The sequence below is a fragment of the Streptomyces tendae genome, from assembly GCF_008632955.1.
GTDB lineage: Bacteria > Actinomycetota > Actinomycetes > Streptomycetales > Streptomycetaceae > Streptomyces.
Genome location: NZ_CP043959.1, coordinates 3,541,355 through 3,554,193 on the forward strand (window position 1 = coordinate 3,541,355; position 12,839 = coordinate 3,554,193).

The 12,839-nt window shown below is 72.9% G+C and carries 11 protein-coding genes; 5 read left to right on the forward strand and 6 right to left on the reverse strand.

Annotated elements, in window-relative coordinates:
• Positions 1–30: 30 nt before the first annotated feature.
• Positions 31–846 carry an alpha/beta fold hydrolase gene (locus F3L20_RS16160; protein WP_150154988.1) on the forward strand — a complete coding sequence of 272 codons (816 nt, stop codon included), beginning with the start codon at positions 31–33 and terminating at the stop codon, positions 844–846.
• Here the strand turns inward: F3L20_RS16160 and F3L20_RS16165 are convergent.
• Both F3L20_RS16165 and F3L20_RS16170 read right to left on the reverse strand, forming a co-directional pair.
• Positions 843–2,279 (reverse strand): amino acid permease, encoded by a 1,437-nt coding sequence (locus F3L20_RS16165; protein WP_150154989.1) that lies wholly within the window; start codon positions 2,277–2,279, stop codon positions 843–845. The two genes, F3L20_RS16160 and F3L20_RS16165, sit on opposite strands and share 4 nt — an antisense overlap.
• A 107-nt stretch (positions 2,280–2,386) precedes the next feature.
• Entirely contained in the window at positions 2,387–2,848 is a 462-nt protein-coding gene (locus F3L20_RS16170) for a universal stress protein (protein WP_150154990.1), read from the reverse strand.
• Positions 2,849–2,996: 148 nt separating this feature from the next.
• Between F3L20_RS16170 and F3L20_RS16175 the strand changes: the two genes are divergently transcribed.
• On the forward strand, positions 2,997–3,833 hold the full coding sequence (locus tag F3L20_RS16175; RefSeq protein ID WP_206338784.1) for a polysaccharide deacetylase family protein: 837 nt from the start codon (positions 2,997–2,999) through the stop codon (positions 3,831–3,833).
• Positions 3,834–3,864: 31 nt separating this feature from the next.
• On the opposite strand, the gene F3L20_RS16180 is transcribed toward F3L20_RS16175, so the two are convergent.
• A complete protein-coding gene (locus F3L20_RS16180) occupies positions 3,865–4,530 on the reverse strand; it encodes a class F sortase (RefSeq protein ID WP_150154991.1) in 666 nt (221 codons plus the stop codon).
• 336 nt (positions 4,531–4,866) lie between these two features.
• Here F3L20_RS16180 and F3L20_RS16185 point away from each other — a divergent pair, with 336 nt between their 5' ends.
• Entirely contained in the window at positions 4,867–5,364 is a 498-nt protein-coding gene (locus F3L20_RS16185; protein ID WP_150154992.1) for a hypothetical protein, read from the forward strand.
• A 112-nt stretch (positions 5,365–5,476) separates the two neighbouring features.
• Here F3L20_RS16185 and F3L20_RS16190 read toward each other — a convergent pair whose 3' ends face one another.
• Positions 5,477–6,460 carry a helix-turn-helix transcriptional regulator gene (locus tag F3L20_RS16190; protein WP_150154993.1) on the reverse strand — a complete coding sequence of 328 codons (984 nt, stop codon included), beginning with the start codon at positions 6,458–6,460 and terminating at the stop codon, positions 5,477–5,479.
• Positions 6,461–6,687: 227 nt separating this feature from the next.
• Between F3L20_RS16190 and F3L20_RS16195 the strand changes: the two genes are divergently transcribed.
• The gene (locus F3L20_RS16195) at positions 6,688–10,080 is read left to right on the forward strand and encodes a S8 family serine peptidase (RefSeq protein WP_167534537.1); all 3,393 of its coding nucleotides are present in this window, start codon (positions 6,688–6,690) and stop codon (positions 10,078–10,080) included.
• A 67-nt stretch (positions 10,081–10,147) separates the two neighbouring features.
• Here the strand turns inward: F3L20_RS16195 and F3L20_RS16200 are convergent, their stop codons facing one another.
• Together F3L20_RS16200 and F3L20_RS35275 are read right to left on the reverse strand one after the other, a co-directional pair.
• A complete protein-coding gene (locus F3L20_RS16200; protein WP_150154995.1) occupies positions 10,148–10,912 on the reverse strand; it encodes a DUF4239 domain-containing protein in 765 nt (254 codons plus the stop codon).
• A gap of 45 nt (positions 10,913–10,957) precedes the next feature.
• Complete coding sequence (locus F3L20_RS35275; protein ID WP_276615848.1) at positions 10,958–11,086, reverse strand: hypothetical protein; 129 nt, start codon at positions 11,084–11,086, stop codon at positions 10,958–10,960.
• Positions 11,087–11,749: 663 nt separating this feature from the next.
• Here F3L20_RS35275 and F3L20_RS16210 point away from each other — a divergent pair.
• Positions 11,750–12,676 (forward strand): SCO0930 family lipoprotein, encoded by a 927-nt coding sequence (locus F3L20_RS16210; protein WP_150154996.1) that lies wholly within the window; start codon positions 11,750–11,752, stop codon positions 12,674–12,676.
• Positions 12,677–12,839 lie beyond the last annotated feature (163 nt).

Here is a 12,839-nt window from a genome sequence, read left to right on the forward strand (position 1 = left end):
AAGCGACCTGAAGGTGACACCTTGGTTGTCATGACTGGTGCTTCGGAACTGCGCTTCTTCCCGTCCGCCGACGGCGACCTCGCCTATCGCGACACCGGATCCGGTGATCTCGTCGTCCTGCTCCACTCCGGGTTCGTCGACCACCGCGTCTGGGACGCCCACGTCCCCGTCCTCGCCGAGCGGTACCGCGTGATCGCCCCCGACACCCGCGGCCACGGCTGGTCCGCCAACGCCACCGCTCCGTTCCGCTGGGCCGACGACCTGGCCGCACTGCTGCGCCACCTCGACGCCGGGCCCGCGGTCCTCGTCGGCCTCTCCATGGGCGGCGTGATCGCCACCGACACCGTGCTCGAACACCCCGAGACCGTCCGTGCGGTGGTCACCTCCGGGGCCGCGACCGGGGACTTCCGGTACACCGACCCCTGGCACCGGGCCCTCCAGGAGGAGACCGGACGCGCGCTGGCCGCCGGGGACGTGGCCGCCTGGCTCGACGCCTTCCTCCGGCTGGTGCCCGGCCCGGAGCGCACGGCCGACGACATCGACCCGGAGCTGATGCGCCGGCTGCGCGAGATGGCCCTGCACACCATCTCCAAGCACACCCCGGACGAGAAGGACCATCTCGTCCCGGTGACCGGCTCCCTCGACCGGATCGGCGACATCCGCGTCCCGCTGCTCGCCGTCAACGGCTCCCTGGAGCCGGCCGGGCTGCACGCCGCCGCCGAGCGGCTGGCCGCCGCCGTCCCCGACGGCCGGACCGCGACCGTCGAGGGCACCGGCCACTACTCCGCCATGGAACGCCCCGACGCGTACACCGGCGTCCTGCTCGACTTCCTGGCGTCCCTCTAGCCCCGCTCCGCGGACTTCGGGCCCGACCGCGCCAGCTCCGAACGCCGGTAGGAGTAGCCGAAGTACACGAGCAGGCCGATCGCGAACCACACGGCGAACCGCGCCCAGGTCTGCCACTGCAGGAACGTGATGAGCCAGATCGAGAACATCACCCCCACCGCCGGCACCACCGGCATCCACGGGGTGCGGAAGGCGCGCGGCAGACCGGGCTGCCGGTAGCGCAGCACGATCACCGCCGTGCACACCACCACGAACGCCAGCAGGATGCCGATGTTGGTGAGTTCGGCCGCCTCGCCGATCGGCAGGAACCCGGCGATGGCGGCCGACGCCGCCCCGACGATCCAGGTGACCCGGGTGGGGACATGCCGGGTCGGATGGGTCTTGGCGAACCACCGGGGCAGCAGCCCGTCCCGGGACATCGCGAACCACACCCGGGTGACACCCAGCATGAACGTGAACATCACGGTGAGGATGCCGATGATGGCCCCCACCGCGATCACGTCCGCGAGCCCGCTCAGCCCCACCGACTTGAACGCCGTGGAGAAGCCGCTCTCCGGGTCGATGTCCTTGAAGTCCTGCATGCCCGTCAGCACCAGGCAGGCCGCCACGTAGAGCACCATCGAGATGATCAGCGAGTAGATGATCGCCTTCGGCATGTGCCGCTGCGCGTCCTTCGACTCCTCCGCCGCCGTCGACATCGCGTCGTAACCGAACACCGCGAAGAACACGGTCGCCGCCCCGGTGAAGGCCCCGCCCACACCGAACGGGAAGAACGGGTGGTAGTTCGAGGTCTCGATGTGGAACACCCCCACCCCGATCACCAGCAGCACGACGAGCACCTTCAGCACCACCACGACCGTCTCGAAGCGCGCCGCGTTCCTGATGCCGAGGTTCAGCAGGGCCGCGATGAGCAGGCACAGCAGCGCCGCGAACAGATCGACCCGGTGGCCGTCCCCGGTGCCGGGCGCGCCCAGCATCCAGGCCGGCAGATCCGCGCCCATCTCGTTCACCAGGAAGCCGAAGTAGCCGGAGATGCCGATGGCGACCACCGCCACGATCGCCGTGTACTCCAGCAGCAGGTCCCAGCCGATGAACCAGCCCACCAGCTCGCCCAGCACCGCGTAGCCGTACGTGTAGGCCGAGCCGGCCTTCGGGATCATGCCCGCGAACTCCGCGTACGACAGCGCCGCCGCGGCGCTCGCGACACCCGCGATCAGGAAGGAGATCAGTACCGCGGGCCCCGCCGTGCCGTTGGCCACGGCCCCCGCGAGCGTGAAGATGCCCGCGCCGATGATGCCGCCCACACCGATCGCGGTGAGCTGCCACAGGCCCAGGGTGCGCTCCAGCCCCGGTCCCCGGCCGGTCTCCGTCTCCTCGATGTGCTCGATGGGTTTGCGGCGGAGAACGCCTTCGCCCGCCCGGAGCCCGGCCATGCGCGACACCTCTTCGCGATCGGCGAACGGCTGACGGCGGGTCATGATGCCCCTGTCGCACCGCCGAAGGAAGACACCACGCGAGCCGTGGGAGAGCCTTTACGGAACTACGGCACCACCGTCACCGGCCAGCGCCCCGCCTTCACCAGCCGCACCGCCACCGAACCGACGAACCGGTGGCCCGCCTGCTCGGACGCCCCCACCACCACCGCGTCCGCCTTGAGGTCGTCCGCCGCCTTCACCAGGCCGCTGTAGGGGTCGCCGCGGAAGGTGTGGAACTCCCAGCGGATGTCGAAGATCCCCTTGATCCGCTCCATCGACTCCCGGATCTGCGCCACCAGGTCCTGCGCTATCTCCTCCGTGGCGTCCGCCACCGGCGCGCCCAGTGCCGCCCCGGCCGCCAGCACCGGCTGCACGTACACGATGGCGAGCAGCGCGCCCTGGCGCCGGGCCAGGCCCGAGGCGTACGCCGCCGCGCGCAGCGAGGAGTCCGAGCCGTCCACCCCGGTCACGATCACCTTCGGACCGTCCGTGCCCCGCTCGAACCGATGGGCCTGCTGTTCCGTCACGGCAGCGAGGTTATCGGAGCCCCCATCCCCGGCACACCACGCGGTCCCCTGCGGATCTTCGCCGTATGCTGCGCCGATCAGGTGAAATCGTGCCGCCGCACCGGTGTCGCAGAGCTGCGCCGGACCTCCGCGGGGCGACTGATGAGTCATGCAGAAGGATCAATTGCTCACCCGGCGCCGGGCGTTGCTCGCCGGTGCCGCCACGCTGGGCGCGGCAGGGCTGGCCGCGGCGCTCGCCCCGGGCTCCGCGAACCGCAGCGCGTCGGCGCCGCCCGCCGCCGGGGCGCCCCCGGCCCGCCGTCCGCTGAGGCCCTCGGAGTACCGCCTCCAGCCCCTGACCGGCTACGGCCCGCCGCGCACCGTCCCCGGCCGTACCCCGGTGCGTAAGGAGCCGCTGCTGCGGGTGCCGGACCACGGCCGCACCATGGTGCTCACCTTCGACGACGGGCCCGACCCCCGCTACACCCCCGACATCCTGGACACCCTGGCCCGCTACGAGGTGCGCGCGATGTTCTTCGTGTGCGGGGAGATGGCCGACTACAACCAGGACCTGGTGGCCCGGATGGCCGACGAGGGGCACGTGGTCGGCAACCACACCTGGACCCACCCCCTGCTCACAAGCCTGCGCCGCGGCCGCATCCGCTCCGAGATGGAACGCACCAGCGACGTCGTCGAGAAGGCCTGCGGCATCCGCCCGGAGTGGTTCCGCGCCCCCTACGGCGCCTGGAACCGGGCCGCCTTCCAGCTCGGTGCCGAACTGGGCATGGAACCCCTGGCCTGGACCGTCGACACCCTCGACTGGACCGAGCCCGGCACCCGCACCATCGTCACGCGGGTCGAGGACGGCGCCGCCCCCGGCGTCGTGGTGCTGTCGCACGACGCCGGGGGCGAGCGCTCGCAGACCGTCCGGGCCCTGCGCTCCTACCTGCCGTACCTGCTGGACTCCGGGTACCACGTCACCGTGCCCCGCCGGGAGTACGTCTGAGACGGTCCCCGCCCGCCCGGACGGGGACCGCTCAGCGGACCTCGGCCAGGCGGGCGAAGGCGACCACGTTGCCGTCGTAGCCGTCCTGCTGGGTGAAGCCGCCGCCGCAGGTGATGACCCGCAGCTCCGCGGTGCCCTTGGAGGCGTAGACCCGGTCGCCCGGGAAGTCGTTCTTCGAGAACACCTCGACGCCGTAGACCTCGAACACGGCGGTCTTGCCGTCCTTGCGCGCGACCTCGACCCGGTTGCCCTTCTTCAGCGCGCCCAGCCCGTAGAACACGGCCGGGCCCTGCGCGTTGTCGACGTGCCCGACGACGACCGACGTGCCCTTCTCGCCCGGCGAGACCGCGCCGGTGAACCAGCCGGCCAGGTTGGGGTCCTCGGGCGGCGGCGCGTCCACCCAGCCCTCCGCGTCCAGGCCCACCGGGACGATCGGCGCGTCCACCTGGATCGCCGGGATCCGCACCCGGTCCGGCACCGCGTAGGGCAGCGGCTGGATCGTGCCGGCGAACACGCCGGGGGTCGCGCTGTCCGCGGCGGCCGCGCCGGCCGGCTGCGGCGGGCCCACGTCGAACTCCCCGGAGCCGTTGCGGAGCAGTGCGAGGCCGGTGAGCAGGACCAGCGCTATCACGCCCCACGGGGCGCGCCTCCTCGGGCGTGCCTCCTCTTCGGCTTCGGCCGGCTCGAAAGCAGACATTCGCCTTCCCCTCTCGACACGGCCGTCGCCGTGTCACTCGCGCATGACGTGAACGCTAAGCGGAGGGTGCGCCACCGGCGACGGGACGGCGGCGAACGGGTGGCCCCCGGACGGGCGGGGTGCGCCATCCGAGGTGAACCCCGACGAAGATCTTCTGACGGTCCGTGACCTGCGGCGATGACCCCGGGTGCACAGGCCCCCGGGGGCCGCCCCTCACCAGTACGGACCATTCCCGAAATGCGCGGCGGCGCCGGGCAACTGAGGGTCTTTCCGGGAGGCGCTTTCTCGCCGATCGGACCGGGGACGGGACCCGGGGCGTCTCCCGCGGAGGATCACATGCGCAACACACGTGCCCTTGCGGCCGCCGGCGCCGCGGTCGCCGTCCTGGGGGTCGCCGCCCCGGCGGCCGTCGCGGACGGCGGACGGGTGCCCCACCCGTCCAACATCGTCGCCCTGCCCAGCGTCATCGCCCGCGGCGGCCAGCTGACCATCACGGTCGACGGCTGCCCCAACGGCGGTACGGCCACCTCGAACGCGTTCCCGCGGACGAACCTGACGCCGGTCAACGGCGCCAACGACACCTCCAAGGGCACCGCCACCATTGACCACGACGCCCGCCCGGGTCCCTACGACATCACCGTCCACTGCTCCGGGCGGAGCCTGACCCGCCCGGCCGCCTTCACCGTCATCGGCGGTGTCCGGGGCGGCATCGGCGGCAGCAGCACCAGCGGGGCGACGCCGACCGACATGGCGATCGGCGGGTCGCTGGTGGCCGCCGCGGTCCTCGGCAGCGGCATCTTCTGGATGCGCCGCCGCGCGGAGAAGCGGGTCTGAGCCCGCCGTCCCCCTCGGTCCCCCGTTTCGCACGTGTTCGAAGGCCGCGCCCCGGATGCCCAAGGGTGTCCGGGGCGCGGTCGTGCGCACACCGCGTCGGTGAGGGTCCCCTTCAGATCCACCCCCGGCGGGTGGCCTCCATGGCCAGCTGGAAGCGCGTCTGCGCGCCGAAGCGCCGCAGCAGCTTGGTGATGTGCCGCTGCACGGTGCGTTCGCTCCAGCCGAGCGCCCGGCCCGCCGCCTTGTCGGTGGCCCCCGACGCCAGCAGCGTCAGCAGCTTCTCCTCCTCCGGCGACAGCCGCTCGGGCGGGTCCACGTCCGCGGGCGGCGTCGAGGGCCGTATCTGCACGCTGCGTTCCCACACCGTCTCGAACAGGGCGACCAGGGCGTCCAGCAGCGGCGAGGGGTGGATGACGTACGAGGCGGTCACCGTGTCGTCGCCGGGGCGCAGCAGGGGCAGCATGGCGACCCGGTCGTCGCAGATCGCGAGCTTGCCCGGCAGCCCGGTGGCGATGCGGGCCTGTTCACCCAGCCGTATCCCGATGGCCACGTCCTCCAGCCACCCCGGCAGCTCCAGCACCGAACTGTCGTACAGCACGCGGTACTTGACGCCCCGAGCGAGCAGTTCGAGTTCCACGGGGTTGGGCTCGGAGTGGCCGGCCGCCGCCGCGTACGGAGGGCAGTCGAAGCCGCGCACCTGCGTGCGGGAGGCGCGCTGCATCTGCACCCAGTTGCGGTTGACCTCCTCGCGTCCCGAGACCACCTCGACCAGGTCGCCCGGGTGCGCGAAACGGCTGCCGGCCCGGTAGAGGGACATCAGCGCCGAGACGTGCGCACGCACGCCGTTCAACGCCTGCTCCCGTTCCCGCAGTACGGCTTCCAGAGCGCTGTCGGGAGGTACCGCCGTGTAACTGACGGGCCGTCCCTGACCGGCGGAGGCGAGCCCGAGACCGACCAGTGACCGCAGCACCCGGCCGGCCGCGCCCGGGGTGAGCCCGCAGTCGGCCGCGAGCTCCGCGGCCGTGGCCCGGGTCCGGCGGATCAGGGCGTCGTACACGGCTTCGTCGCGTTCGTCCAGGCCGATCGGTTCCAGCACGGTCCGCCCTCTCGTCTCCTGTCGTCTTCCCGTCGGCTGTCGGGAAGTCGCCGCCGGTTGATCTTGTCAGGCGCCGACGGCGGATGTCAGCGTTCGACGAGCTTCGTGATCGGCCCCCACCTCGGCCCACCCATGGCGCGGACACGCGTCGCAGAAGGAGTGCCCCCATGCCGCTCCCGGCCCGTCCGCCTCGCGGACAACACCGCCGGTACAGATCCCTGTTGTCCGTGCTCGGCATATGTGCCACCGCGCTGACCGCCGCTCCCGCGACGGCGCAGGCCACCCCTCCCGGCCCGTCCTTCCCGGCGGCCGCCGAGTCGAAGATCGACCCCGCCGTGCTGAAGCGGATGGACGCCGCCGGGGCACGCGGCGACGGACGCGTCGAGGCCGCCGTCGTCCTCCGGCACGGCGCGCCGGCCGTCACCCCCGACGACACCGCGGCGGAGGTCCGCCGCTCCCTCGCCCGCGGCACCGCCGCCGACCAGGCCCCGGTGGTGGACCTCGTCGAGGCCCGGGGCGACCGGGTGCTCAACACCTTCTGGCTCAAGAACATGGTCCTGGTGCGGGCCACGTCCGACACATTGCGCGACCTGGCCGCGCTGGCCCCCGTCGAGCGCGTCATCCCCAACTTCACCCTCGAGACCCCGTCCGGCGAGACGGTGGACAGCAGTGACAGGACCGTCGCCCGCGCCACCGCCGGATCCTCCACCTGGGGACTGGCCAGGATAGGCGCCGACAAGGTGCACAGCGAGCGGAAGATCACCGGGGCCGGCGTCCGCGTCGCCGTCCTCGACACCGGCATCGACGCCGCACACCCCGACCTCGCCGGCAAGCTGACCAGTGCCGACCCCGCCGATCCCGCCCACCCCGGCGGCTGGATCGAGTTCGACGCCGACGGCCGGCCGGTCCCCGGTTCCGTGCCGCACGACAGCGCCTACCACGGCACCCATGTGGCCGGCACGGTCGCCGGAGGCGACGCCTCCGGGACACAGATCGGCGTGGCCCCCGGCGCCGAGCTGATGGGCGGCCTGGTCATCCCCGGCGGCCGCGGCAGCCTCGCCCAGGTCATCGCCGGCATGCAGTGGGCGATCGCCCCGTACGCCGCCGACGGCACCCCCGCCGGAAAGCCCGCCGACGTGGTCAGCATGTCGCTCGGCTCCGACGGCTACGCCGACGAACTCGTCGAACCGGCCCGCAACATCGCGCGCGCCGGCATCTTCCCGGCCTTCGCCATCGGCAACGAGTGCTTCCAGGGATCGGCCAGTCCCGGCAACGTCTACGAGTCCGTCTCGGTCGGCGCGACCGACGCCGACGACAACGTTGCCGACTTCTCCTGCGGCGAGGTCGTCCACAAGAGCAACTGGAGCGCCCCGCCCGCCGAGTGGCCCGACACGTACGTCGTGCCCGACGTCTCCGCCCCCGGCGTCGACGTCCTCTCGGCGCTTCCCGACGGCGGCTACGGCACGCTCGACGGCACCTCCATGGCCACCCCGCACGTGTCCGGGACCGTCGCCCTCATGTTCCAGGCCCAGCCGGACCTGACGGCCGACGAAGCCCTCGCCGTCCTCTCCGGCACCTCCCGCGCCGACGACCGGTACGGGGAACTCCCCAACGCCCGCTACGGCCACGGACGCATCGACGCCTACGCGGCGGTCGCCGAGGCGGCCCTGCGCAGCGGAGTGCGCGGCACGGTGACCGACCGGCGGAGCGGCGAGCCGCTCGCGGGTGTCACGGTCGCGCGCAGCGACACCGGCCGCGCGGTCACCACGGACGCCTCGGGCCACTTCTCCCTCAGGCTCGCGCCCGGCACCCACGACCTGGCGCTGTCCCGTTTCGGATACGCCGACACCACGAGCCGGCAGCGGGTCCGCGCCGACCGCTACACCGACGTCCCGCTGGAGCTCACCCGCACCCGCTGGACGACGGTCAGCGGGACGCTGACGTACGGGCCGACCGGGACGACCGTGCCGGGCGCGACGGTCAGCGTCCTCGGCGTCCCGGACGACCTCACCGCGGTGACCGACCGCAACGGCCGCTACACCGTCCACGACGTGCCCGTCGGCGCCTACCGGATCAGGGCGGCCGCGCCCGGCATCTCCCGCTCCCGGCCGCTGGCCGTCACGGTGGACGGCCCCTCCGGAACCCGCGGGGCCGACCTCGAACTGCCCCCGCCGTCCGCCACCGAGCGGGCGTCCCTCACCAGTCAGGGCAGCCAGCCCGACAGCGACGCGTGGTGGGCCGACCTGAGCGACGACGGCCGGATCGTGGCCTTCGCCAGCCCCGCCTCCAACCTCGTGCCCGGAGACACCAACGGCACGCTCGACATCTTCGTCACCGACCGGGACCGGCAGACGACCGAGCGCGTGTCGGCCGCCTCCGACGGCACCGAGGGCGACGACTTCTCCCTCACCCCGACCCTCACCGCCGACGGCCGGTACGTCGGCTTCAGCAGCGGTGCCGCCAACCTCGTGCCCGGGGACACCAACGGCCAGACCGACGCCTTCGCGCACGACCGGACGACCGGTGTCACGGAGCGGGTCTCGGTCGCGTCGGACGGGACGGCGGCCGACGGCCTCTCCTCGGCGCCCTCGCTCAGCGCCGACGGCCGCTACGCCGTGTTCAACAGCGACGCCGACAACCTGGTGCCGGGCGACACCAACGGCACCACGGACGTCTTCCTGCGCGACCGGAAGCTCGGCACCACCGTCCGCGTCTCCCAGGCGCCCGACGCCAACCCGGGCAACGGCGCGTCCCGCGAGCAGACCATCAGCGCCGACGCCCGGTACATCGCCTTCCAGAGCACGGCGGACAACCTGGTACCGGGCGACACCGACGGCACCGCCGACGTCTTCGTGCACGACCGCCTCACCGGCACGACGCGCCTGGTGGACGGTCCCGACGGGGCGAACACCGCGCCCCGGATCAGCGGCGACGGCACCGCGGTCGCCTTCGACAACGACTGGCGGCTCTACGTCCACGACCTGCGCACCGGGAAGAACGAGCGGGTCGACGTCACCGGCGACGGCACACCGGCCGACCAGTGGGGGTACGCGCCTTCCCTCAGCGCGGACGGCACGAAGGTGGCGTTCTACAGCTACGCCGCCAACCTCGCCCCCGGTGACACCAACGGCCGGGCCGACGTGTTCGTGCGCGACCGGCGGGCGGGCACCACGGTCCGGGTGTCGGACGGCCTGGAGGACGCCGAGGGCGACGGCACCTCCGCGCTCCCCGCGCTCAGCGGCGACGGCCGGTACGTCGCCTTCGAGAGCACCTCGGCCAACCTGGTCGACGACGACACCAACCGTCACTCGGACGTGTTCGTCCACGACCTGGTCGCGGGCCCCGAGGCCCGGTTCGCGCCGCACGGTCTGACGGTGACGCCGCCCCGGGCGCGCCCCGGCGCCCCGGTGCACGTGAGCGCACGGGTGAAGAACGTCGGCGAGGTGAGGGGCACGTACACCGCCGTGCTGACGGTGGCGGGCGAGCCCGAGCAGCACCAGGACGTCACGGTCCGCCCCGGTCAGGAGGTGACGGTGCGCTTCACCGTCCGCCGGGCGGCCACGGGGAGCTACCCGGTGGGAATCGGCCCGCTGACTGGGGAGTTCGGCGTACGCCGGTGAACACCGGTAAGGCCCCCGCGTGACGGCCGCCCCCGACCGCAGAGGTCGGGGGCGGCAGCCGTGCCGGCTAGCTCCTGACCTCCGGGAACAGCCGCAGGAACGGGTCCGCGGTCGCGGCGAGGCCCCGGCTGTAGGGCGCGTCGAAGTCCCAGATCAGGAAGAGCAGGAACGCGATCAGCGCCGAGAACAGCCCGGCCAGGATCAGTTCGCGGCGGGTGCGCCGGATCTGCAGCGCGAAGATCATGCCGATGGTGATGACGGCGCCCGCCACCAGGCCGAACCACACCACGCCCGGCATGGTCGCCCCGGTCGACTCCGCACGCGCGCTGCGCGCCTGGTCGGCGGCGGCCACCTGGTCCACCAGCGGCTGGTACGCCTGCGCCTCGAAGTCGTTGCGCGGCTCGTAGTCGGTGACGTCGCGGCGGAGCCGGTCGAGGAGTTCGGTGCCCTCGTCGGTGACCCGGTCGTGGTCGGCCATGGTGCGCCACTCGGTGGTGACGACGTGTCCGACATAGGCGTTGACATCGTCCCGGATCAGGTCACGGATCTCGGCGGGGTAGACCCGTACCCGCTCGGAGACCTCGTGCAGGGCGACCGCCTCGGCCCGGACGTTGTCCTGGGCGGCGCTGCGGCCCTCCCAGACGCCGGCGATGGCGAGTCCCAGGACGATGGCGTACACCACGCCGATCCACATCGTCATGTACTCGATGACGTCCGGGGTCTCGCTGGGGTCCTCGTCCTCGGCCGCCCTCCGGTGCCGTACGAGCGTGATGATCACCACGACGGCACAGGCGGCGAGCATGGCGAGGGTGAGAACAAGCCATTCCGGCAAGAGGTGCCTCCAGGGAGAGAGGGTCGGTCGGTGGCGGGGCGGTCGTCAGCGCGGACGCAGAGCGGCGACGGCGACGACCGCGGGGGTGGTGATGAGCAGGACGAAGACGAGCGGCGAGGTCGTGCTCCGGGTTGGCCGCTTCACCTCGACCGCGCGGTGGCGCGGGTAGGTCACGGGCCGCACCGACGGGCGCGGCGCCGGGGTGGCCGACGGCTTGGGAGCCTTCGGCGGGGGCGGCGCCGGGCGCACCGGGCGCGGCGTCGGTGTGACGGCCGGCGCGGGCCGGGGCGGTGCCGGTCGGGCCGCGGGCGGCGGTGTCGGAGTCGGCGTCGGGCTGGGGCTGGGCTTGGGCGGCGGTGGTGGCGGGTCGGTTCCGGAGGGGGCGGCGGTGGCGGGGGAGGAGGCGGCGGGGTCGGCGTGGGGGTGGGCGTCGGCGTGGGGGTCGGGGACGGCGGAGGCGGGGAGCAGGGCGGGAAGTCCGTCCAGGCGACATCGCCCGCGATCGCCACCGCCTCCGTGCCGCCCGGCCCCGTCGAGGCGTACGCGCAGGCGTCGGCCGCCGCCGGAGCGGGCGCGCCGGCGACGGCCCACAGCAGCGCGACCACGGCCAACGCGCGCGCCGCCGTGCGGGTTTGGGTCGGTACGAGTGCTTGCACGACGAAGATCATGAGTCGTCACGGGCCCGGCCACGCGCGGGAGCCCGGGGATTGCCCCGAAGGAGTTAAGAAAAGAAATACGGGTCGCCGTTGAACACAACCTGTGCCCCCGTGCGTACCCATCGTCGAGCGGCGGCGCAGCAGGGCGCTGCAACACCTCTGCGATCATCTGGAGTTGACGATGAATACCTCCTGGCGGACCGCCTCACTGGTGGTGAGCGCCGCGGCGGTGCTGACCCTGACGACGGCGTGCGGTCAGGACAGCCAGCCGCCCTCCAGCCAGAACGTGGGGATCACGGCGCCGGGCGACCTGGGCGGCGTCGGCAGCGGCGCGCAGGCGGGCCAGACCTCCCCGGCCCCGAGCCAGCCGGCCAACACGGCCGGCCAGCTCAACGTGGCGACCGACGCCAAGCTCGGCAAGGTCGTGACCGACGAACTGGGTCTCACGCTCTACCGCTTCGACCAGGACTCGGCGAACCCCCCGAAGTCCAACTGCGACGGGGACTGCGCGAAGACCTGGCCGCCGGTGCCCGCGGACGACGCCTCCGCGGGCGAGGGCATCGACAAGGCGCTGCTGGGCCGGATCACCCGGGCCGACGGCACCAAGCAGCTGACCGTCGACGGCTGGCCGGCCTACCGGTACGTCAAGGACGTCAACGCCGGAGACGTCAAGGGTCAGGGGGTCGGCGGCAAGTGGTTCGCGTTCACCCCCGAGGGGAAGAAGGCGCGGTCGGCGGACCAGCCCGGGCTCTCCACCCGGGAGGACTCCGAGCTCGGCGAGATCGTCGTCGACAAGAACGGCATGACCGTCTACCGGTTCATGAAGGACGAGGCGTGGCCGAAGCCCGTGTCGGCGTGCACCGGCGACTGCCTGAAGAAGTGGCCGGTGGTGTCGCCGGTCGCGTTCGGCGACACCAAGGGCATCCAGAAGAAGGGGTACATGACCTTCACCCGCCCCGACGGCGCCGACCAGCAGACGATCAACTGCTGGCCCATCTACACCTTCGCCGGTGACAAGGCCCCCGGCGACACCAACGGTCAGGGCGTCGGCGGTACCTGGTACGCCGTACGGCCCGACGGAAAGCCGGTCGGCGCGTCGGAGAAGTAGCAACCTCCCCAGGGTGTCGTCCACTCCGACACCGCCGGCCCCGTGCCCGCCCCTCCGCCGCCCGCGGAGGGGCGGGCCGTTTTCCCCTGTTTTCGCCACGCCCTCCGGAACGCTCCGGAGTGGTGCGGGCACGTCACGTAACGATCTTGTGCTTTCGCAAAGC

Excerpts from the sequence above, each read along its gene's own strand:
- F3L20_RS16160 (WP_150154988.1), top strand. The coding sequence starts at position 31 with ATGACTGGTGCTTCGGAACTGCGCTTCTTCCCGTCCGCCGACGGCGAC.
- F3L20_RS16165 (WP_150154989.1), bottom strand. The coding sequence starts at position 2,279 with ATGGCCGGGCTCCGGGCGGGCGAAGGCGTTCTCCGCCGCAAACCCATC.
- F3L20_RS16175 (WP_206338784.1), top strand. The coding sequence starts at position 2,997 with ATGCAGAAGGATCAATTGCTCACCCGGCGCCGGGCGTTGCTCGCCGGT.
- F3L20_RS16180 (WP_150154991.1), bottom strand. The coding sequence starts at position 4,530 with ATGTCTGCTTTCGAGCCGGCCGAAGCCGAAGAGGAGGCACGCCCGAGG.
- F3L20_RS16185 (WP_150154992.1), top strand. The coding sequence starts at position 4,867 with ATGCGCAACACACGTGCCCTTGCGGCCGCCGGCGCCGCGGTCGCCGTC.
- F3L20_RS16210 (WP_150154996.1), top strand. The coding sequence starts at position 11,750 with ATGAATACCTCCTGGCGGACCGCCTCACTGGTGGTGAGCGCCGCGGCG.